The organism is Mesorhizobium sp. WSM4307, from assembly GCF_007003945.1.
GTDB lineage: Bacteria > Pseudomonadota > Alphaproteobacteria > Rhizobiales > Rhizobiaceae > Mesorhizobium.
The window spans coordinates 51,723-71,737 of the sequence record NZ_VFTB01000016.1 but is presented as its reverse complement, the minus strand read 5'-3'; the positions used below and the strand labels follow the sequence as shown (position 1 = coordinate 71,737).

The following is a 20,015-nucleotide window of genomic DNA, read 5'->3' as shown; positions in this document are numbered from 1 at the left end:
TTGCCATTCAGCCTGTCTCCAGACCTTTTAGCCTTGCCTCTAATTCGCCCCGACCTTGACAGAGCAGCGCTGCCATCCGATGCCGTCGTCCGTTTTTGACATTCGCCGACTCTTGCCGAAGAAGACGAAAGCTCGATGGTCCAGGACAACGCAAACGGCGGTACTGCTACTGAAGCTCTCGCGTGGACTGCGTTGTGGAACGCCGCGTCAGATTGTGGCAGCGGCTCGCGCCCGATCAACCTGCAGTCCCTGCGCGCGCTGCCGGCAGGGCGGAAATGGATGCGCGAGGCCGTCAGGGTGGTCTTCGATGGGCTTATGGTCGGAAGCCTGTCGGCGCCGGCGCAATTGGCTGCCAGATGGGACAAGTTCGGCGGCGCCGTCACCGAGTTGATCGTCGAACTCGGCAAGGTCTGGGGCGATCCCGCAGCGGGTCGCCGCGCCCAGTATCAGCTTGAGCAAATGCTTCTCGACGTCGACGATCTTGCCGCGCGGCGCAGGCTGGCGCGGACACTCGGAATTCGCGTCGACGCTCGCAATCCGACCGCGATCGAACTCCCGGAAGGCATCGATCGAATTTATGCCTATCTGATGATGGACGGCCAGATCGAGGCTGTCGTGCAGTTTGGCGTGCTCGGGACAGTGACAAGAGATCATTGGATTCAGTTGATTCAGAATGTCGTGCCCGCTGAGCGGCTTACAGACGGTACGGCAAGGCTTGCAGTACGACCAACTGTGCCGCAAGAGGGCGTCGGTGCCGACACGTCAAACACGCTTGCACCCGAGGCGTTGCTGTCCACAGCCGAACGCCGGACCGATCCGGAAAGTCACTTCGGCAAACTCGCCCTATTGGCCGCTGCAGCGCGGGAGCTGGTTCGGTCGAGCGCCGAACCAGCACAACCTCCTGCAGCGCCGCGCCGAGCACGGTCCGCGGACAGGAATGATCGCGCGGCGTTCTGGAACAGCTATTTCGCGACCGAGGATCCGTGGAACTACGGCTCGCTCTATGAGCAGGAAAAATATCAGCGGCAGCTCGAAATCCTGCCTGCCGGCCCCATCGGACGGGCGCTTGAGCTGGCCTGCGCGGAGGGCCACTTCACGCGGCAGCTGGCGCCGCGTGTTGGCCATTTGACCGCAACCGACATCTCCGCCATAGCCATCGAGCGGGCCCGTGCGCGATGCAGTGATCAGCCTAACATTGAGTTCGGTGTGCTGGACTTCGCTGCGGACGCCCTGCCGGGTGAGATGGATCTGATCTTCTGTTCGGAAGTGCTCTACTACCTGGATGATCTCGCCGAGTTGCAGCGTATCACTAAAAAATTCGCTGAGGCATTGGCCCCTGGCGGCAGTTTCATCAGCGCACACGCATTCGTGTTACGTGACAATGTTGAAAGGACGGGCTTCGACTGGAACACATTCGGTGCCCAGGCGATCTCGGAGACGCTGGCAGCGACCGAAGGCCTCGTGCTCGAGCAATCGATCCAGACGGAGCTCTACCGCATAGACCGCTTCCTTCGCCTGTCGCAGGGCGATTTGGTAGCGAAACCGATGATCGATCATGTGCCAATCCGCGCGCCTATCGAAATCGGGGTCGCGCGAAATATCATCTGGGGTGGGGCGCGGGCCTTGCGCCGCGACGTCGCGCGCAACGAACGGCGGCAGCGTATCCCTGTCCTCATGTATCATAGCGTCTCCGATGATGGTCCGGCCGCGCTCGCCCGTTTCCGGCTCACGCCCGCCGCATTCGCCAGCCAGATGGCATGGCTGCGCGCCAATGGCTTTCACGCGATTAGTTCAGATCAGTTGGAAGTGTGCATCGCCAAGCGCCAACCATTCGTTGGCCGCCCAGTTCTTATCACCTTCGATGACGGCTTCCAGAATTTTGCCGACCATGCCTGGCCGACCTTGCGCGCGAACGACCTGACCGCGGAAGTGTTCCTGGTGACGGACCTTGTGGGGGAAAGTGCACAGTGGGACGCCCACAACGGTCCGCCGACGCAACTTATGGGAGCGGGGACGGTGCGACGCCTCGCCGCCGAAGGCGCGTTCTTCGGAAGCCACATGGCGACGCATCGCGCGATCGATGGTCTGTCGAGTTCTGACCTGGCCGCCGAGCTCCTGCGCTCTCGTATGTTCATCGAACGGTGGACCGGTCGTCCAACCACGGCGTTCACGGCACCCTTCTCTGTCACCGACGGACGGCTTGGCCGGCTGGCCAGGGAGTGCGGTTATCGGATCGGCTTCGGCGCCAGACACGGGCCGGCGGACCTCGATTGCGATCCCATCGACCTTCCGCGTATCGAGATTCGAGGGGATCGCTCGCTCGATGACTTTGTCGCCACTGTCGAGGCCGTGCTCGAATAAACGGTGAACGTATCAGTGTCATTGCTCCCGCTCACAATAGGCAAGACACAATCGACGAGACGCTCCGCAGCGTGCGCGCCAAGTCTATCGTGCTCTCGACGAGATTATTGCGTTGACGATGGCATTCTAGCGGTTGGAAGGACTGCTGTCGCAGCGCGCCCCAATGATCCACAAAGAACATCGCCAGTCAGAGGCGATGCAGAGCATTGCCAGAACCTTACATTCTGGCTCGTCGAGGCCGGTCTAGATTTGTGACAAATTGGTTCCGCTTTTTGCTCAATGTCCCGCCGGTACCGCCTTCGCTAGTCTATTGGGCGACTTGGGACACGGCTGACATCAGCTCCTGCGGGTTTGGCGCCCCAAACATGTATCGCCCACCCTCTGGAACCTCCGTGAAGCTCCAGCGGACGATCCCCTGCCGGTCCAGCAGGAACTGACCTATCAGTTGTCCGTGTCCGGTCGCCATCATCTGCTCGTCGGCTTCGGTCAGTTCGTAGTGGTCCTTGTTGTTGAGGATTTCGCTGGCGGCAAAGGGATCCAAAGGACCGGGCAACTCGCCTGGCATGTCGACCCGCATGTCCTTTGCCGCTGCCATCGAGACCTTGTACGGCCAGTTCGTCTCGTTTTCGGTGAATTCGAGATTGGGCAGTCCAAAAGCACGATGTGAAGCGCGTTCAGGGTCCGAGGCCGCAAGCAGATTCGGCATCGGGTGGTAGCGGAAATAGAGACGCGCCCGTTCGATCGGCGTGTTGACCACCGTCAGGCTCCCCACGCCCCTTTCGCGCAACTCCGGATCGAGCCGCGCCTGGGCGGCGATATGGCGCCTGCAAAACGCACAATGCAGACCTCGAAACAGCCCGACCAGCACCGGCTTTTGTCCACGAAAGTCGTCAAGCGCGATCTTGCCTTCCTGGGTAATGGCGTCGAGTACCAAGTTCGGCGCGCGGTCGCCCGGTTGAAGCGGTAACAAGTCAATAGGCGCGGACATTTCAACCTCCCACCCGGCTAGTCGAGAAAAGGCAGCACCACAAGCGTTTCCGGATCCAGCCCGTGCTGGGCGCATGTTCCCTGCGCCAGGGAAAAGTAACGTTCGGCCTCGGCCAGATTGTCGAGGTCGAGATTGAGCGTTGCGAGACCATCATAGCACGGAAACAGCAACTGGGGCTCGCCCGTTTCGCGGGCTACGTCCAGTGCTTCCTCGAACAAGCCAACCGCCAGTTCCGGACGGCCATTGCACTGGTGGATCTGCCCAAGCACGATCAACGGCACCGGCAGGTGCTCGCGCTGGTCGAGCGCCCGGTCGATCTCGATGGCCTTCTCTGCGGCAGGGATGCCCTCCGTCGGACAGCGATCCGTGAAAGTACAACAAGCGACCGCCAGATTGGCGAGGAGGCGCGCCTGGAAACCCAGATCACCAATATGGCGCGCCACTTCAAGACCGCGCCGACAGACCTCGATCGCCTTTGCCGGATCGATGGTCGTGTAAAGCACGCCGAGATTGGTGTAGCCGCGGCAGGCCGCGCCCAGTAGACCGGCGGCTTCGGCCAATTCAATGCTACGCTCAACCTGCCGCACGGCTTCACGGTCTCGTCCAAGGCGAGCCAGCGCGACAGCCTTGGTATTGAGTGCCTCGGCGGTCACAAGGGTGGCATCGCACCCTGCCTCGGAGGCACGCTCCGTCGTCAGAGCGCCGACGCAATCCAGCGCCGCGTCCGCCCATTTTGCCGCGAGAGCGTGATCTCCGCTACGGAACGCCTGCCGGCCACGTTCTTGCCAGAGATGCGCCTGCTCGATCGGGGCATCCGCTCCATCGAGGAGCGCTGCCGCTTCAGCATAGCGGGATTCTGCGTTGTCGCGCTTGCCGACGTCCCAGAACAGGCGACCGATCTTGCGCAAAACGCGCGCCGAAGCGACACGATCGGCTGACTCGCGATATGCCTGCAACACCGTCTCGTAATGGCGGTGCGCGATCTCGCGGCGGCCTGCCGGACCGCTCAAATCGGCAATGCGCTCTGCAATTGCCAGTTTGAGCGGTGTCTGCCCGGTCGCGCCCAACGCAGTCAGTGCCCGCTCGTAGAAACGAAGGGCGTCGTCGTTGGCGTAGATCATGCGAGCGTGATCGCCCGCCGCCTGCAGGTAGTGCGCGCCCTTCTCCCGCTCGGCGCTCTGTGCGAAATGATGACCGAGCACGGTCAAATCCTCGAGCCGTTCCGGCTTGTCGCCGCACAGTTTCTCCAAGGCAGCACCGACCCGCCCGTGGATGTCGGTCCGGCGCTGCAAGAGCAGATTCTGGTAGATCACGTCCTGCAGCAATGTTTGCGTAAAGCGGTAGCTTTGCGACGAGACCGAGCCTGATCCGGCAACTTCCTCGATGATTTCGGCATCGCAAAGCAGTTCGCAGCCGGCTTCCAGCCGGCCAGGATCGGCTGTCACGGTTTTCAGAAGTGTGGCATCGAAGCGCGGGCCGATCACCGCGGCTTCCTGGGCCAACCGGCGTACCTCTTGGGGCAGCCGGTCGACGCGGGCGAGCAACATTGCCTGGATCGTGGCGGGGATGCCGGTTGCGACCTCGCCTGCCACAGTCCGCCATCGCTGGCCCTCGCGCACCAGTACACCGCGATCGATAAGGCCGCGAACGATCTCCTCTATAAAAAGGGGGTTGCCGCCCGCGCGCTCGAGGATCTGGTCAAGAAGCCCTCCTGCGGAGTTTACCCAGCTCTCGCCGAAAAGCGCCGCTAACAGGCTGCGTCCGTCATCGCGGCTAAGCGGTGAAAGCCTGAGTGCTGTGTGACTGACCCGACTTGAGTCGAGCTGGCCGTGGTCCGGCTCCGGACGATGCGTGACCAGCAACATCAACCGCGTGCGCTCCAACCTGTCCATCACGAAACGCAGTGCCTCGAGCGACACGGCGTCGGCCCAGTGCAGGTCTTCGACGACAATCAACAGCGGCGACAACGCAAGCCGCCGTTCGATGATTGTGCGGACTGCGTAGAGAATTTGCCGCCGCAGCTGCTCGGGCTCGACATGCTGCAAGGTGGCATCGGGGTCGCCAAGACCAAGCACATGGTAGAGCAAGGGCATCAGCCGCTTCGCCTCCTCGCCCTGCAGGCCGAGATCGGCCAGCAAGCCTGCGAGCTTCCCCCGCATTTCGTCCCCATTGTCGTTCTGCATCATCCCGGCGGCACTGCGCACCACCGCGCCCAAGGCGCCAAATGATCGTTCGCCCAGCGGTGAGCACGTGGCCTGCCGCACGGCGACGTTGCGAAAACGATCCTCGTCGCCGACGCGGGCGACGAACTCCTTCACCAGCCGCGATTTCCCGATACCGGCTTCTCCAACGAGGCGGACAAGTTGGGCCGAGCCGCTGCACGCCTGGTCAAGGCTCGCCAGCATTCTATGCAGCTCAGCGTCACGACCTATCATCGGCGCGCTGAGGCCGAGCGCCTCGAGCCCACGCGCCGCACGCGGCGCCGCAAGCGGTGCATCCAGCCGATGGACGAGCACACTGCCGGCCTTGCCGCGAAGCACGACATCACCCAGCGGTTCGTAGGAGAAGGCATGCCGGGTCAGCTTGTGAGTGAGCTCGCCTACCAGCACCTCACCCGGTGCGGCCAGCGATTGCAGGCGTTGCGCCGTATTCACGGTGTCACCGGTAACCGAATAGGATTTGGCGGTGCCGATGCCCAATCCGCCGGTGACGACCGGACCGGTGTTTATGCCGATGTGGAGCAACAGCGGCGAGCCGGAGTTGGGCGCGCTTTCGCCGAGCCGCGCCGTCCGGGCGATCATGTCGAGAGCGGCGCGAAGCGCACGCTCCGGATCGTCCTCATGCGCGACTGGCGCCCCGAACAAGGCAAGCAGTGCGTCGCCGATGAATTTGTCGACGAAACCACCAAAGTTTCGCACGGCTGCCGTCAATTCCTTGAACAGTTCGTTCTGCAGCGCTTGCATCACCTCGGGGTCGAGCTGCTCGCTGAGTGTCGTGAAGCCGCAAAGGTCGGCGAACAGGACCGTTACCGTCCGACGATCGGCCTCTGAGACGGGTTGCAGCCCATCGCCTTCGATGTTCGGAAGCAGCGACGGAATTCGAGAAGGCGGCACAACGGTCCGGCTTGGTGTGGGAGCAGGCCGTTCGACCGCTTTTGCGGGCACACCGACGCTTGCCCCACATTTCGGACAGAACTCGAAATCAGGTGCGCAGAGGTAGCCGCAACTTGCGCATGGCACGGGTTGGCGCCTGCCGCACCTCGGACAGAAAGCGTATCCGCTCTCAACCTCGAAACCGCAGCCCGAGCAGTCCATCGAAAGACCTCACTAGCTACCGTGACGGCGTGATCGCGCTACGCACGTCACGGCCAAGGTATTCACAAGGATGAACCGTTAGCCGTCGACCGGCAAGCGGCAGCGCAAATCGGCATCGAGCGATCCGTGTGGCTCCGTGGCAGGGCGCTGCCGATTCGGGCGGCTGCGTCCTTTGCGAAAGTTCCCTCTTCCCCTCTGTCTTCCTGCTATTGTGGGGACGAGGAGACGGACCGATGAGCGAGAATCGCAAGCTGGCCGCAATCCTGGCCGCGGACGTCGTCGGCTACAGCCGGCTCGCGAGCGCGGACGAGGATCGTACCTTGGCGAGGTTGCGGGCCCTGCGCAGCGACCTGATCGATCCGATCATCGCCGTGCACAACGGGCGGGTGATCAAGCGCACCGGGGATGGGGCGCTGGTTGAGTTCCGTAGTGTGGTGGATGCCGTGCGCTGCGCCGTTGAGGTTCAGAACGGTATGGTCGAGCGCAATGCCGGCGTGCCGCAGGACCGCCGCATCGAGTTCAGGATCGGCATCCATCTGGGGGATGTGGTCGAAGAGAGCGACGGCGACCTGATGGGCGACGGCGTCAACATCGCCTCGCGTTTGGAGGGCGTCGCGGCGCCCGGCGCCATCTGCCTGTCCGAGGATGCCTATCGCCAGGTCAAGGCGAGGCTGGACCTCTCGGTCAGCGATCTCGGCAGCACGCAGCTCAAGAACATCGCCGAGCCCATCCGGGTCTATTCGCTGCAAGTCGGCGCCGGGACTAAGGCGACCCCGGAAACCGCGACGGGCCGGCCGGCGACGGCAGCGCCGCCGAAGCTGTCGATCGCTGTCCTGCCGTTCGCCAACATGAGCGGTGACGCCGAACAGGACTACTTCGCCGACGGCATCTCCGAAGACATCATCACGGCGCTGTCCAAACTGTCGCAGCTCTTTGTCATCGCGCGCAATTCGTCGTTCACCTTCAAGGGCCAGAACGTCCATGTGCAGGAGGTGGGCGCGAAACTCGGCGTGCGGCATGTGCTTGAGGGCAGCGTACGCAAGTCGGGGAACAGGGTGCGCATCACCGCGCAGCTCATCGATGCAACCTCGGGCGGCCATCTTTGGGCGGAGCGGTTCGATCGCGAGCTGACCGACATATTCGCCGTGCAGGACGACGTGACGCAGCAGATCGTCGGTGCGCTGGCGCTCAATCTGACCGAGGGTGACCGTCAGCGGCTGGCGCCCGAGCATCCGCGCAACGCAGAGGCGTATGACTGTTTCCTGCGGGGCCGGGAGCTGTGGCACCGGCTGACGAAGGAGACCAACGTCGCAGCCCGCGACGTCTTGCAACGTGCCATCGACCTGGACCCGAACTTTGCCTCTGCCCACGCTTTCCTCGCACTCACGCACGGACTCGACTACCTCAATAGGTGGAGTGCCTCGCCGCCGGAATCGATGGCGCAGGCGGAAGAGGTCGCAACGCGAGCGGTAACGCTGGATGGCAGCGATCCCTGGGCGCACTGGGCGCTGGCTATAGCCAAGCTGTACACACGACAGCACGATGGGGCCATCGACGAGGCCGAGCGCGCGATCGTCCTCAATCCGAACTTCGCGGAAGGGCACGTCATCCTCGGCGAGGCGCTGTACTATTCGGGCAGACCCGAGGAGGCCGTCGAGAGTTTCGCCCGGGCGAAGACCTTGAATCCATACTTTCCAGATGTGCTTCTGCATTTCCAGGCTTTGGCGGCGTTCCAACTGGGAAGGTACGAAGAGGCCGTTGACCTCTTGCTGCAACGGCTGGCTCGCAACGCTGTCACCGACGTCTCTCGCGCGCTTCTGGCCGCCTGCTACGGCCATCTCAGCCGTTTCGCCGAGGCCCGCGCGGCATGGCAGGAAGTGCTTCGCCTCAACCCCGACTATTCGCTGGAATACCGTCGCAAGGTCTTGCCCTACAAGAACCCTGCCGATTTCGAACTCGTGGTGGACGGGCTCCGCAAGGCCGGTGTCGTGCAATGACAGGAGGCCATGTCAGGTCGCCTTGATCCCAGCCTGGCCGATCTTGCGCCATCGAGCGTTTTCGCGAACCAGTTTCAGGTCGTCGGTCGTCTCGGCAAATGTCCGCAATCGGTATTGCCGGAGCAGTTCCGGGAAAAGCGCCCCTTCCGGCAGGCCGGCAAGCTGCTCGCGGACCGAGATCTTTTCATCGATGACCCGCATGCCCCAGGCATTTTCCCGAACCTGCAGCTCCGCAGCCAGATCGCGCTCTTCCGGCGCGTTTTCATCTAGCGCAGCCAGTAGGATCGAGTGGAAAAGCGCTACATAACCAATCTGTCTCAGGCCACCCACAACCCGCACGCGCGGCAATATGGCGAGGACGAGGAACATCAGGAACAAGTTCGGCAGCAGAACGCCGTCCAGCAGCGCCTGCCTGAGATGCGGCCGCTCGAACGGGATGGAAAGACCATGCGGCCTGTCAGGCTCGATCAGGTGCCCGTTCTCGAGGACGAGCTTGCGCACGCGCTCCTCGCGGATGCCCCAGAAATAAGCCGTGGCATTGGGCAGGAATCTGCCAAATGGGGTCGATGCGGCCTCTTGCAAGGCACGGTCGAGACGCTGGCGCCTTGCGGGCTCAATGAGCAGTCTGGACAGGAGGCTGCCGTCATATTCCAGATGCCGAGCCATGGCAGCCGCGGCGAGCCGATCATCGATGAAAACCGGCAGGGCCATGCCGGAACGATCCCAACTGGCGACTAGGTCTTCGTTGAGCTCTGTGAGCGCATCGGCGGCGGTTGCAAACACCTTGTCCTGGCTGGCGAGCAGTGTGCCCAGCCAACGACTGGCGTCCGTCTCATTGCCCACCGCTTCGAGCGCGCTCGTGTTGAGGGTGACGGGACCGGCCGCGCAGGCGCTTTTGCGGCACAGCTTGTGGCGCCCCATGCCGAACAGGTTGACCTTGTCCTCGCCGACATCGAGCCATCCCGGCCCCTCCCGGCCAACTGTCTCCATGGTCATCGTCGTTCCCATGAAGCTGAAGAAGACGGACAGCCCGTTTTCGACCGCGCCGAGCCAGGCAAGCAGGTGGGCGTCGAAGGTGATCCGGTCCATCAGAAGCAGGCAGTGCAGGCCTGACTGAATCACCGGTCTGTGCTCGAACTCTTCGAGGGCCTTGCCGATCTCTTCAGGCTGCATGATCACCCCGAGGCGCTGCTGCAGGACGTCGCGCAGGATTGAGCGGGCAGCGATCGCCGGGCTTGATGCAGGCCTTGGCAAGGGCCGCCACAGATGGCGGGCGTATTCGGAAACCGGTGCATTCCAGTTCTGCTCAATGTCACGCACAACTTCCGGGCAAAGCAGCGACAGCACAGCCAGAATGTCCGCCGGAGGCGCAGAGGTAGGGTCAAGGACGGCAGTCATTGGTCCCGTCTAGCCGCTTGCGGTGCAAACGCCAAGGGAGACCAGACTCGGCACGAATTGTTGGACTGGCTGAACGGTTGAGGCCAGACAGCGGATCTTAGAACCGCAGCCGGGCCATGCTCAGGAGGTCGTGGTACCGCCCGTTGGTAAAACCGGCCTTCACATGCCGGCCTTCGACCTCAAAGCCGTGGCTTGCGTAAAGACGGATGGCCGGTTCGTTGTCGGCATAGACGGTCAATTCGACCCGCTTCAAGGCGCGCCAATTGTCGGCCACGTCAAGCAACGCGCCAAGAATGGCCGAGCCAATCCCCTTGCCGACAAAGGCATCGTCAAGGCCGATATTGATCTCGCCGATATGCGAACGGCGCGGCGAACCCTGCACGACCAGGCTGCCATGGCCGACAACCCTGTCGTCCAATTCCGCAACGATCCAGGTGGTTTCCTGGCCGGACTTGGCGATGCGCCGTTCCACCTGCTCCACCCTCTCGAAGGGCATCCTGAGCGTGCCCTCGCGGAAGCCCGGCATGTTGAAGATGGCGCAAAGCGCCTCCGCATCGCTTGGCCGGACGGACCGGATTTGCGGCTGGATCTTCTCGGGGGATGGCGAGGTGGTGCTGGTCATGGCGTTCCGGTGAAGGCAAGAGGCTCGGCACGATGCACCGGACTGCACCTGAAAATCCAGCCGTCTCTACAACCTATGATGCCGATTGCGCGCTGAAATACCGGAAGGCGCCGTAGAGTTTGAAGGCGCCGCTGACGCCGATCCAACCGAAAAGGGCGAGCCAGCACAATGTCCCGGTCGCCGTCCAGCCGATCCGGTGCACGGCGGCGTCGGTGATGACGAGGCCAAGGATGGCAAGCAGGCCGACCAGAAACTGCGCCAGGCCGAGCACCAGCAGTTCTTCGCGCGGCGCGCTTTTCCAGACGAGATATACGCCGCCAGCGCCAGCGAGGAAGATGGCGCTGTAGACCTGGGCGTGGAAGGGATCGACCGACCATGGCCAGGTGCGGCTGACCATCAGGGGAAACAGCAGCATGCCGACGCCATAGAGTCCAAGGATCGTCGTTTCCGCCAACATGTAGCCGCGCCATGCGGGATTCAAAGTCACGCCTTTCGCTGAAGGACGGGCCCTGGCCTGCCACAGGAACAGCCCGGATACCGTGGCCGAGGCAAGATAGACCAGGAACCAGAGCCAGGTCGCTTTCCGATCGAAGTTGAAATAGCCGAGATTGATCAACGAAACCGCCGACACGATGACGGTGAATATGAAGGCCATGACGAGCACCAGCCTGCCGGGCGACCAGCGGTTCCAGAACAAGAGCGCCACCATCACCGCCATTTCGGCGGTGTAGAAGCCGCCGAGGAAGCGGGCACTGAATGGCGTGACTGGCCAGGGCCAGCGCGGCTTGACCAGGGCCGGCGCGAAAAACAGGCCTGCGCCGACGATCAGGACGATGATAACCCCTGCGGAGAAAAGGCGCAGAGCCGCGGGAAATGGCGGGTTGTCGGATGTCGGCATGGGAGACGGTCCCAAAGATGAATGCCCCATGACCCATCATAGTGCCGCTTGTGGCTGTTGAAAATCGGCCGAATGGAAATGAATTGTCACCCGGCTTATCTACTCGAATGGCCATACGGTCCGTTTCGAAGTAAAATAGAACACCCGGATCAAAGAGCGGTCCGGTCAACACGCCGCGGGGGTGCATTTTCCGGAGCCTGCACGATGAACGAAGCTCAGGACCTGTTCTCGCTTCTGCGGCAATCGACCGATGTCGATCCACAGGCAATCGACGCGATCAAGCGAACAATCGCGGAGGGCAAGGACCGCGAACTTTGCCGCATCAACGCGCCAGCCTTCGCCAGCAAGCATGGCCTCGACGAGGAACGCACCATAGGCGCGTTTCTCCATGCGGCGCGGGTGGGCATCTTTGACATTTCCTGGAATGTTCTGTGTCCCGGCTGTGGCGGCGTGCTCGACACCAATGCAACGCTGAAAACCATGCAGAAGGAAGAATACACCTGCGCGCTGTGCGCCGAGGGCTATTCGCCGACCCTCGACGAGATGGTCGAGGTGACATTCACCGTCAGTCCCCGCATGCGCAGGATTGCCGCCCACAATCCACACGAACTGCCGTTGGTGGAATATTTCCGCCAGATCTACTGGGCGTCCGGCGTCGATCTGCCGGATGAGGATTTCGCGAAAAAGATTGAAGCGTTCTCGCTGGAGGATATCGAGCTTGCGCCCGGTGAAAAGGCGGTTCTGCCCATACAGCTTCCGTCCCAATTCATCATCGTGTTCGAGCCGGTCACCCACTCAGCGCAGTTCATCGACGTCAAGGGCGAACCAACAAAGGAGCGCCGAAGCCTCTCCTTGGTCTTTGACCGCGACCATGTCCAGAACCAGACGCTGGAGATGCAACCCGGCCCGTTGCGCATTTTGCTGGAAAACAGGACCGACACCCGCGTGCTGCCGACGGTCTTCATCGCTGGCCAGCAATTGCATGATCTCCTCGGCAAACGCCGGCCCTTCCTCACCGCCAAGCGCCTGCTCACCAACCAGACGTTCCGCGATCTCTATCGCGCGGATACGCTCGACATCAACCAGCGCCTGAAGATCACCAGCCTGACCTTCCTGTTCACCGACCTGCGCGGATCGACCGCGCTTTACGAGCGGGTGGGCGACCTTTCGGCCTTCGATCTCGTACGCGCGCATTTCCAGGTGCTGCACGAGATCGTCGCGGCGGAGGCAGGCGCGGTGGTGAAGACGATCGGCGATGCGGTGATGGCGACCTTCGCGACGCCTGATCGCGCGATAGCTGCGGCCCTCAGGATGCGCGATGCCATGCGTGCGCTCAATGACAAGAGCGGGCGCGAGGATCTGCTGCTCAAGATCGGGGTCCATGCCGGCCCCTGCATCGCGGTGTCCATGAACGAGCGACAGGACTATTTCGGCCAGACGGTCAACATTGCTTCGCGGGTCCAGAACCTTGCCAACGCACAGGCGATCTTCGCCACTCGTGCTGTGGTCGACGACGATCTCACCGCCGATCTGTTGCGCAGGAACGCGCTGACGCCCGTGCCTCACGAAGTCTCGCTGCGCGGCATTGAGCGGGAAATAGCAGTATATACGATTCCTTGAAGACTTGGTCCTTGAAGACTTGGTCCCTGAAGACTCGTCTCCGCCCTCACACGCGCCTGGAGAGAAAATAACGATCAGCGGGCTCCGAGGTTGGCGGCGGGAGGCGTTGCAGCTGCGGGTGATCGAGCGGTGTGCCGCTGACCGCGAAGCCGCCGACGCGAAGCATTCGCGCAATCAGATCGGGAAGCCAGGTATTGGTCACTGCATCGCGATCGTCATAGCCGGTGCCGATGTCGGCATGAACAAGAGCGGCATCGATGCCGATGAACCTCTTCGCTGTCTCGCGTATCTCACCGAGCACGAGGTTTTCAGCTTCGGGAATTGAGCTGGCGTGTGCGCCCACTTCGCGGTCGAACACCACGATCCGGCGTCCGGGTAGGCGCTCGCGCAGATGATGGAACGTCCGGCCATTGCCGAGGCCCAGCTCGAGCACGAGCCCCTCCATCTTCGCCACCTCGACGCAGACTTGGTCGAGAATGTCGCGCTGTGCGGTCATCCTGCTGATGAAATTCTCAAGGCGACTCATGTGCGTTTGTGTGTCCTCAACCAGCTAAAGAGATCCGCGATGCCCGCGACCAGAACGGGTCGCGGGTGAAACCCTGGGGCGACGTGTCAAGCCCCGATCGAGTCTCGCCGCATATAGAGGCGAACGATGGACACCGCAACAACCGAGCAGGCAGCCGACAAGGATCATACCGGGTGGAGCCGGCGGCCGGCGCGCGGCGGAGTAGCGATGTCACTTGTAGGGGTCTGCGGCGTCCCGCAAGCCGTCGCCGAGGAAGTTGAACGCCAAGATGACGAGAATGACGGGGAGCATCGGCAAAAGCAGCCATGGATAGAATGCGATCACGCTGACGCTGCGTGCCTCGGTGAGCAGGATGCCCCAGCTGGTTGTCGGCGCCCTCAGGCCGAGCCCGAGGAAGCTCAGCGCCGTCTCGCCAAGGATCATGCCCGGTATGGAGATCGTCGCCGTCGCGATCAAATGCGACATGAAGCCGGGAATGAGGTGACGCCCGATGATGCGGCTGCTGTTGGCGCCCATCAATTGCGCGGCCAGAACGTAATCCTCCTCGCGCAGGGCTAGAAGCTTCGAACGAACGGCCCGCGCCAGTCCGGTCCAGTGGATCAGCCCGAGGATGACGGTGATGCCGAAGTAGATCAGGATCGGGCTCCAGGTTATCGGCATGATCGCCGCCAGAGCCAGCCATAGTGGAATGCTGGGGATCGATTGCAGAACTTCGATTATCCGTTGAACGATCAGGTCGAAGAGACCGCCGTGATAGCCGGCCAGTCCGCCGATGACTATGCCGAGCAGGAAGCTGAAAATGATGCCGACGAGGCCGATTGTCAGTGAAATGCGTGCGCCATAGATGATGCGAGAGAGCACATCCCGCCCCAGCCTGTCGGTGCCGGCGAGAAAGAGTTGGCCGTTTTCGGCAGGGCAGACAAAATGCCTGTCACCTTCGATCAGGCCCCAGAACCGGTAACTGTCGCCCTTGCAGAAGAAACGGATCCGCTGAACATCATCCTGCTCCTCGATGTAGTTTCGCTTGAGTGTGTCCATATCCAGCGTCATGTGGCGGCCATAGACGAATGGCCCGACGAACTGGCCGTTGTGGAACAGGTGCACCCCCTGCGGCGGCGAATAGATGTAGTCCATGTTGCGCGTGTGCAGATTGTAGGGCGCCAGGAACTCGCAGATCAGTATCCCGAAATAAAGCGCTGCCAGGAATATGCCGGAAACAACGGCAAGCCGGTGCCTTCGGAATTTCCACCACATCAGCCGCAACTGCGACGCCTGAAAGACCTTCGATTGCTCCGGCGTCATCGCCTCGACCGACTCCAGGTCAAAGGGCGCGATGGAAACGTAGTGTTGCAGTGGAGCACCTGGAGCGGGCAGCGGCGAAGGTGTGTTCATTTGGTGCTGCCGCCTTGCAAACGAATTCGTGGATCAAGCAGCGCCAGCGCCAGGTCGGAAATCAGGACACCGATGACCGTCAGGAAGGCAAGGAACATCAGGAACGACCCCGCCAGATACATGTCCTGGCTCTGCAGCGCCCTGATCAGCATCGGCCCGGTCGTTTCCAAGGACAGGACGATCGCGGTGATTTCGGCGCCGGAGATGATGGCCGGCAGGATAGAGCCGATGTCGGAAATGAAGAAATTGAGCGCCATGCGCAGCGGATATTTGACCAGCGCCTTGAAGGGATGAAGGCCTTTGGCGCGCGCGGTCACGACATACTGCTTGTGTAGCTCATCAAGCAGATTGGCGCGCAGCCGTCGGATCATGCTTGCCGTGCCCCCGGTGCCGATGATCAAGACCGGGATCCAGAGATGGGCGAGGATCGACTTCGCCTTGGCCCAGCTCATCGGCTCTCCGAGATATTGCTGGTCCATGAGATGGCCGATGGACGTGCCGAACCAAATGTTGGCGAAATACATCAAGATCAGCGCTAGCATGAAGTTCGGAATGGCAAGGCCGAGAAGGCCGAAGAAAGTCAGGCCGTAGTCGCCCCAGCTATATTGATGCGTGGCGGAGTACATGCCGATCGGAAAGGCGATGAGCCAGGTGAAGATGATCGTGACGAAGGAAACCAGTACGGTCAGCCACATTCGGTCCCCGACGACGTCGCGAACCGGCAGCTCATATTCGAAGGAATAGCCGAAATCGCCGTGCAGCATCCCGCCGACCCAGTAGAAGTAGCGAATGACCGGCGGCTGGTCGAAACCATATTCCTTGCGCATCATCTGGATGCGATCGGAATCCACCGCTTCGCCCTGAGCTCGAAGCTCGGCAACATAGCTGTCGAAATAGTCGCCTGGCGGAAGTTCGATGATCGTGAACACCAGCGCCGATATGACCAGCAGCGTTGGAACCATTACGGCAATGCGCCAGACAATATATCGAAGCACGCTCAGGTCTCTCCAAGCCAGAATGTATCGGGCATATAGACGCCGAAATAGGCAGTCGGGTCGTAGCCGTAGAGCGCCTTGTCAGGCAGGTTGTGCAGCCGCGAGGACGCCAGAACCGGCTGGTACGTTGCGTTCACCGTCCCGATTGAAAACACCTGATCGGTGTAGATCGATAGCATTGAATTCCAGATTTCGGCGCGCTCCGCGGCTTCGGTTGATGCGTTCCAGCGCTTGAGCAAAGCGATCAGCTCGACCACAGGCGGAAGATCGGGCGCTTCACCGACCGTGCCATGAGACAAGTAGTGAGCACCCCAGAGCGGCCATTGCAGCTGGTCGTCGATGGTGGGGGCCAACTGGTACGGGTTCATGTCGGCGGTCGGCACGCCGTTGTCGATGCCCGACCACATCGACATCATGATCTCGCCGCCAAGTGCGCGGCTGCGGAAGATGTCTCGCTGCGAAGTCCGGATAAACACAGCAATGCCGATCTTGCGCCAGTGATCGGTGATGAGTTCGAGCGCGTCGGTTTCCAGGGTGCTTTCGCCGGCCGTTTCCACGATGACCTGCGCCGGGCGTCCGTCGGGAAGTAGCCGCAAGCCGTCATCGTCACGCGTCTGAAGCCCGACCTCGTCGAGCAGCGCATTGGCCTTGTCGGGATCGTGGGCGACCCAGGCTTTCGCGAATTCCGGCCGGTAGAGCGGGCTCTCCGGCAGGACCGTATCGGCACTTTCCTGCGCCAATCCGTAGAACACGGCCAAATTGATCTCGCGCCTGTCCACAGCGAGCGAAAGCGCGCGGCGCACGCGCACGTCACGAAAAAGGCCGCGCCACACCTGGTCGGCACAATTCAGATTGGGCAGCAGCGCCAGCCGCGAGCCCTGCGTGCGTTTCCACAGATGCATCTTCACCGGGTAGCGCTTCTCCGCGTCCTTCAGGAAGGAGTAATCGGCGAAGTCAATTCCCATGCATTGCAGGTCGCTCTCGCCCGCACCAGTCTTGGCGGAAATGATCGCCGACGAACTGACATTCATGACAAACCGGTCAATATAGGGCAGTTGCCGGCCATTTTCGTCAATTCGATGAAAGAACGGGTTGCGCTCGAAAATGAACTGCTCAGCCGGCGGCTTGGTCCGGTTCTGCCAAGGATCCAGCGTCGGCAACTCCGGGTTCTCCGGGCGATACTGCCGAGACATGCGGATATGCAAGAGCGTCCATTTCTTGGCCCGGTACTCCTTCATGAGACCGGCCAGCCGGAATGGATCCTGGTATTTTTTGTGAAACTGCTTGAGATAGGCGGCCGGCAGAACAAGCGGTAGAGGCGAAGCAGCGGCGAGCTTTGGCAGGAAGTCGGGATTGGGCGCATCCCAACTATAGCGGACCGTCAACGGATCGACGATGTCGAAGCGAGGCGGCTTGCCGTCCGCCAGCAGGGCCGGGGCGAGCCCGCCTTGCGAAAGCTCATCGTTCAGCCAGACATCCTCCCAGCAATAGCGAAAATCCTCCGGCGTCAGCAGGCTACCGTCGGACCATTTATGTCCTTCCCGTATCTTGAAAGTGAACACGCGGTCATCCGCTACGTTGAAACTTTCGAGAATGTCGGGTTGCATGTTAAGCTTGTCGTCATAGCCGACCAGGCGAGCATACCCATAGATCGTCATCATCCGGATATCCTTCTGGCTGCCGATGATCGTGCGCAGCGTGCCGCCATACTGGCCGGGCTGCCGGCCCATCGCAGCGAGATTCAACGCGCGCGGGCTCTTGGGCAGGCGTTCGGCGAGTGCCGGCAGCGCCCTGGCCTTCAACTGCGGCTGAAGAAATTCCGGCTCCAGATCGCCGGCGCGCGACGTGCCCGGCAGAAATGCCGAAGCCATGAGGCCAAGGACGGTGCGCCGGCTGATCAATGGCGTAGCTCGCTCACATCGGCCGAACGTCGGGCCAGCACGAGGTGGCCGCCGCCAAGATCGAGCGGCGACAACTTGTCCTCGTCGCCCTCGTCGCGGAATTGCGGTCCCCATGCGCTGGTGTCCGAAGCGCCGCTGAGCTTCAGCGTCTTGAAATCCATCGGCCTGTCGAGATCGGGGAAAGGGACTGCGGCGACCAGCGAGCGCGTGTAGGGGTGGACCGGTTTCCTAAGCAGAATTTCGCGCGGCGCAAGCTCGACGATACGCCCGCCGCACATCACCGCGATGCGATCGGCCATGTAGTCCACGACCGCCAGGTTGTGGGATATGAATAGGTAAGTCAGGCCCAGTTCCTTCTGCAAGTCCTTCAGAAGGTTTAGGATCTGCGCCTGGACAGAGACATCGAGCGCCGAAACCGGTTCGTCGCAGATCAGCAGTTCGGGCCCCAGTGCCAACGCGCGCGCGATGCCGATACGCTGACGCTGCCCGCCGGAGAAACTGTGCGGATAACGCTTGATGAAGCGCGGATCGAGCCCGATTGCCTGCATCAGGCTCTTGACCGTGGCCAGTCGGGACGCGGCATTGCCACGTTGATGGATTTCCAGCGGCTCGCTCAAGATGTTCTCCACCGTCATGCGAGGTGAAAGCGACGAAACCGGATCCTGGAAGACCATCTGGATTTTCGCACGCAGCATGCGCAAGGCGCCTCTCTCGGCCTCCAAGACGTCGATCGGTCCATCGCGGCCGTTGAAGATCACAGAGCCGCCGCTAGGGGTGACGGCCCGCATGAGGATCTTGCTGACGGTGGTTTTACCGGAGCCGCTTTCGCCAACCAGACCCAGGCACTCACCCCGTCTGATATCGAAGCTCACGCCGTCCACGGCGCGAACAAGGGTTTGATGATCTCCGCCGAACCAGCCGGACTTGCGGGTGGTGAAGGTCTTTATCAAATCCCTGACCGAAAGCAGGATGTCGTCCGGCCCCTTCGATGCCGGCGCCGTCTGCTTGCCGAGCAGGTTCCCGACATTGACCGGCACGTCGCGGAGCGCCTTTAGCCTTTCGCCAGGCTTCAGGTCGAAATGTGGAACGGCTGCCATCAGGCCCTTCAGGTAAGGGTGACTTGGCCGGCGGAATATCGCCTCGACAGGTCCCGCTTCCATGATCTCGCCATGGTAGATGACCACCACCTCGTCTGCGACATTGGCGACCACGCCGAGGTCGTGCGTGATCAGCAGCATCGCCATGTTCAGTTTGGTCTGAAGCCCGCGCAGCAATTGCAGGATTTGCGCCTGGATGGTGACGTCCAACGCCGTCGTCGGCTCGTCGGCGATCAACAGGGCGGGCCGGCAGATAAGCGCCATCGCGATCATGGCGCGTTGACGCAATCCTCCCGAAAGTTCAAAAGGGTACATGTCATAGGCACGCCTGGGATCGGGAAAGCCGACAAGGCCGAGCATTTCCTCGGTCCGCGCCTTGCGCTCCGCCCGAGCCATGGGCGTATGAATCTGCAGGGATTCGCTGACCTGGTTGCCGATCGTGTGCAGCGGCGACAGCGATGTCATCGGCTCCTGAAAGATCTTGCCGATGCGGCTGCCTCTCAGCGCCCGGATTTCGGGTCCGTCACGCGGCATCTGCAGGATGTCCTGCGTCGTGCCGGGCTTTTCAGGATCGGAAAACAGGATACGGCCGCGAACATGGGCTGTCCTCGGCAAAATGCCCATCACTGCCTGGCTGAGAACCGATTTTCCCGAACCGGACTCGCCCACAAGCGCGGTAACCTTGCCGGGCAGGACGCGAAGATTTGCACGCCTGACGGCATGTAACGGTCCCCCGATAATGGCAAATGAGATGCCAACATCCTCGATCCGCAGCAGGTCAACGCCTGTATTCATTCTCACACCAGCCCCACTCTGGAGGCCTGCCAGGCGGCAGGCCCAGAAATTAAGACTAGCGCATTGCCAGCCTAGAGCAACGTGGATTCGAAACGGTCGCCAGAGGCGGAG

The 20,015-nt window shown here is 61.8% G+C and carries 13 protein-coding genes; 3 read left to right on the top strand and 10 right to left on the bottom strand.

Annotated features, from left to right (window positions below):
- Nucleotides 1-135 precede the first annotated feature (135 nt).
- Nucleotides 136-2,361, top strand: a complete 2,226-nt coding sequence (locus FJV83_RS31455) for an SAM-dependent methyltransferase (protein WP_246691943.1) — start codon at nt 136-138, stop codon at nt 2,359-2,361.
- Between the two features lie 307 nt (nt 2,362-2,668).
- On the opposite strand, the gene FJV83_RS31450 is transcribed toward FJV83_RS31455, so the two are convergent.
- Nucleotides 2,669-3,349, bottom strand: coding sequence for a redoxin domain-containing protein (locus FJV83_RS31450; RefSeq protein ID WP_095775253.1), 681 nt, complete (start codon nt 3,347-3,349; stop codon nt 2,669-2,671).
- Nucleotides 3,350-3,366: 17 nt separating this feature from the next.
- On the bottom strand, nt 3,367-6,663 hold the full coding sequence (locus tag FJV83_RS31445; RefSeq protein WP_142886984.1) for an adenylate/guanylate cyclase domain-containing protein: 3,297 nt from the start codon (nt 6,661-6,663) through the stop codon (nt 3,367-3,369).
- Between the two features lie 233 nt (nt 6,664-6,896).
- Between FJV83_RS31445 and FJV83_RS31440 the strand changes: the two genes are divergently transcribed.
- Nucleotides 6,897-8,660 (top strand): adenylate/guanylate cyclase domain-containing protein, encoded by a 1,764-nt coding sequence (locus FJV83_RS31440; RefSeq protein WP_142886983.1) that lies wholly within the window; start codon nt 6,897-6,899, stop codon nt 8,658-8,660.
- Between the two features lie 12 nt (nt 8,661-8,672).
- Here the strand turns inward: FJV83_RS31440 and FJV83_RS31435 are convergent, their stop codons facing one another.
- The 3 genes from FJV83_RS31435 to FJV83_RS31425 form a co-directional block, all read right to left on the bottom strand.
- Nucleotides 8,673-10,058 carry a hypothetical protein gene (locus tag FJV83_RS31435; protein WP_142886982.1) on the bottom strand — a complete coding sequence of 462 codons (1,386 nt, stop codon included), beginning with the start codon at nt 10,056-10,058 and terminating at the stop codon, nt 8,673-8,675.
- 97 nt (nt 10,059-10,155) lie between these two features.
- The gene (locus FJV83_RS31430; RefSeq protein ID WP_095775249.1) at nt 10,156-10,680 is read right to left on the bottom strand and encodes a GNAT family N-acetyltransferase; all 525 of its coding nucleotides are present in this window, start codon (nt 10,678-10,680) and stop codon (nt 10,156-10,158) included.
- A gap of 73 nt (nt 10,681-10,753) precedes the next feature.
- A complete protein-coding gene (locus tag FJV83_RS31425; protein ID WP_095789773.1) occupies nt 10,754-11,578 on the bottom strand; it encodes a hypothetical protein in 825 nt (274 codons plus the stop codon).
- A 204-nt stretch (nt 11,579-11,782) separates the two neighbouring features.
- On the opposite strand from FJV83_RS31425, the gene FJV83_RS31420 reads away from it, so the two are divergent.
- The gene (locus tag FJV83_RS31420; RefSeq protein WP_095775248.1) at nt 11,783-13,198 is read left to right on the top strand and encodes an adenylate/guanylate cyclase domain-containing protein; all 1,416 of its coding nucleotides are present in this window, start codon (nt 11,783-11,785) and stop codon (nt 13,196-13,198) included.
- 46 nt (nt 13,199-13,244) lie between these two features.
- On the opposite strand, the gene FJV83_RS31415 is transcribed toward FJV83_RS31420, so the two are convergent.
- The 5 genes from FJV83_RS31415 to FJV83_RS31395 form a co-directional block, all read right to left on the bottom strand.
- Nucleotides 13,245-13,724, bottom strand: a complete 480-nt coding sequence (locus FJV83_RS31415; RefSeq protein WP_095789774.1) for a class I SAM-dependent methyltransferase — start codon at nt 13,722-13,724, stop codon at nt 13,245-13,247.
- Nucleotides 13,725-13,934: 210 nt separating this feature from the next.
- On the bottom strand, nt 13,935-15,116 hold the full coding sequence (locus FJV83_RS31410) for an ABC transporter permease (RefSeq protein ID WP_095775246.1): 1,182 nt from the start codon (nt 15,114-15,116) through the stop codon (nt 13,935-13,937).
- On the bottom strand, nt 15,113-16,111 hold the full coding sequence (locus FJV83_RS31405) for an ABC transporter permease (RefSeq protein WP_095775245.1): 999 nt from the start codon (nt 16,109-16,111) through the stop codon (nt 15,113-15,115). Before FJV83_RS31405 ends, FJV83_RS31410 begins: the two co-directional genes overlap by 4 nt.
- A gap of 2 nt (nt 16,112-16,113) precedes the next feature.
- Nucleotides 16,114-18,012 carry an ABC transporter substrate-binding protein gene (locus FJV83_RS31400; RefSeq protein WP_142886981.1) on the bottom strand — a complete coding sequence of 633 codons (1,899 nt, stop codon included), beginning with the start codon at nt 18,010-18,012 and terminating at the stop codon, nt 16,114-16,116.
- Nucleotides 18,009-19,904: an ABC transporter ATP-binding protein gene (locus tag FJV83_RS31395; RefSeq protein ID WP_142886980.1), complete on the bottom strand. Its 1,896-nt coding sequence runs from the start codon at nt 19,902-19,904 to the stop codon at nt 18,009-18,011. The genes FJV83_RS31400 and FJV83_RS31395 overlap by 4 nt, the downstream gene beginning before the upstream one ends.
- Nucleotides 19,905-20,015 lie beyond the last annotated feature (111 nt).

Bases quoted from the DNA above. Each gene is read 5' to 3' on its own strand.
- FJV83_RS31455 (WP_246691943.1), top strand. From the start codon at position 136: ATGGTCCAGGACAACGCAAACGGCGGTACTGCTACTGAAGCTCTCGCG.
- FJV83_RS31450 (WP_095775253.1), bottom strand. From the start codon at position 3,349: ATGTCCGCGCCTATTGACTTGTTACCGCTTCAACCGGGCGACCGCGCG.
- FJV83_RS31445 (WP_142886984.1), bottom strand. From the start codon at position 6,663: ATGGACTGCTCGGGCTGCGGTTTCGAGGTTGAGAGCGGATACGCTTTC.
- FJV83_RS31440 (WP_142886983.1), top strand. From the start codon at position 6,897: ATGAGCGAGAATCGCAAGCTGGCCGCAATCCTGGCCGCGGACGTCGTC.
- FJV83_RS31435 (WP_142886982.1), bottom strand. From the start codon at position 10,058: ATGACTGCCGTCCTTGACCCTACCTCTGCGCCTCCGGCGGACATTCTG.
- FJV83_RS31430 (WP_095775249.1), bottom strand. From the start codon at position 10,680: ATGACCAGCACCACCTCGCCATCCCCCGAGAAGATCCAGCCGCAAATC.
- FJV83_RS31425 (WP_095789773.1), bottom strand. From the start codon at position 11,578: ATGCCGACATCCGACAACCCGCCATTTCCCGCGGCTCTGCGCCTTTTC.
- FJV83_RS31420 (WP_095775248.1), top strand. From the start codon at position 11,783: ATGAACGAAGCTCAGGACCTGTTCTCGCTTCTGCGGCAATCGACCGAT.
- FJV83_RS31415 (WP_095789774.1), bottom strand. From the start codon at position 13,724: ATGAGTCGCCTTGAGAATTTCATCAGCAGGATGACCGCACAGCGCGAC.
- FJV83_RS31410 (WP_095775246.1), bottom strand. From the start codon at position 15,116: ATGAACACACCTTCGCCGCTGCCCGCTCCAGGTGCTCCACTGCAACAC.
- FJV83_RS31395 (WP_142886980.1), bottom strand. From the start codon at position 19,904: ATGAATACAGGCGTTGACCTGCTGCGGATCGAGGATGTTGGCATCTCA.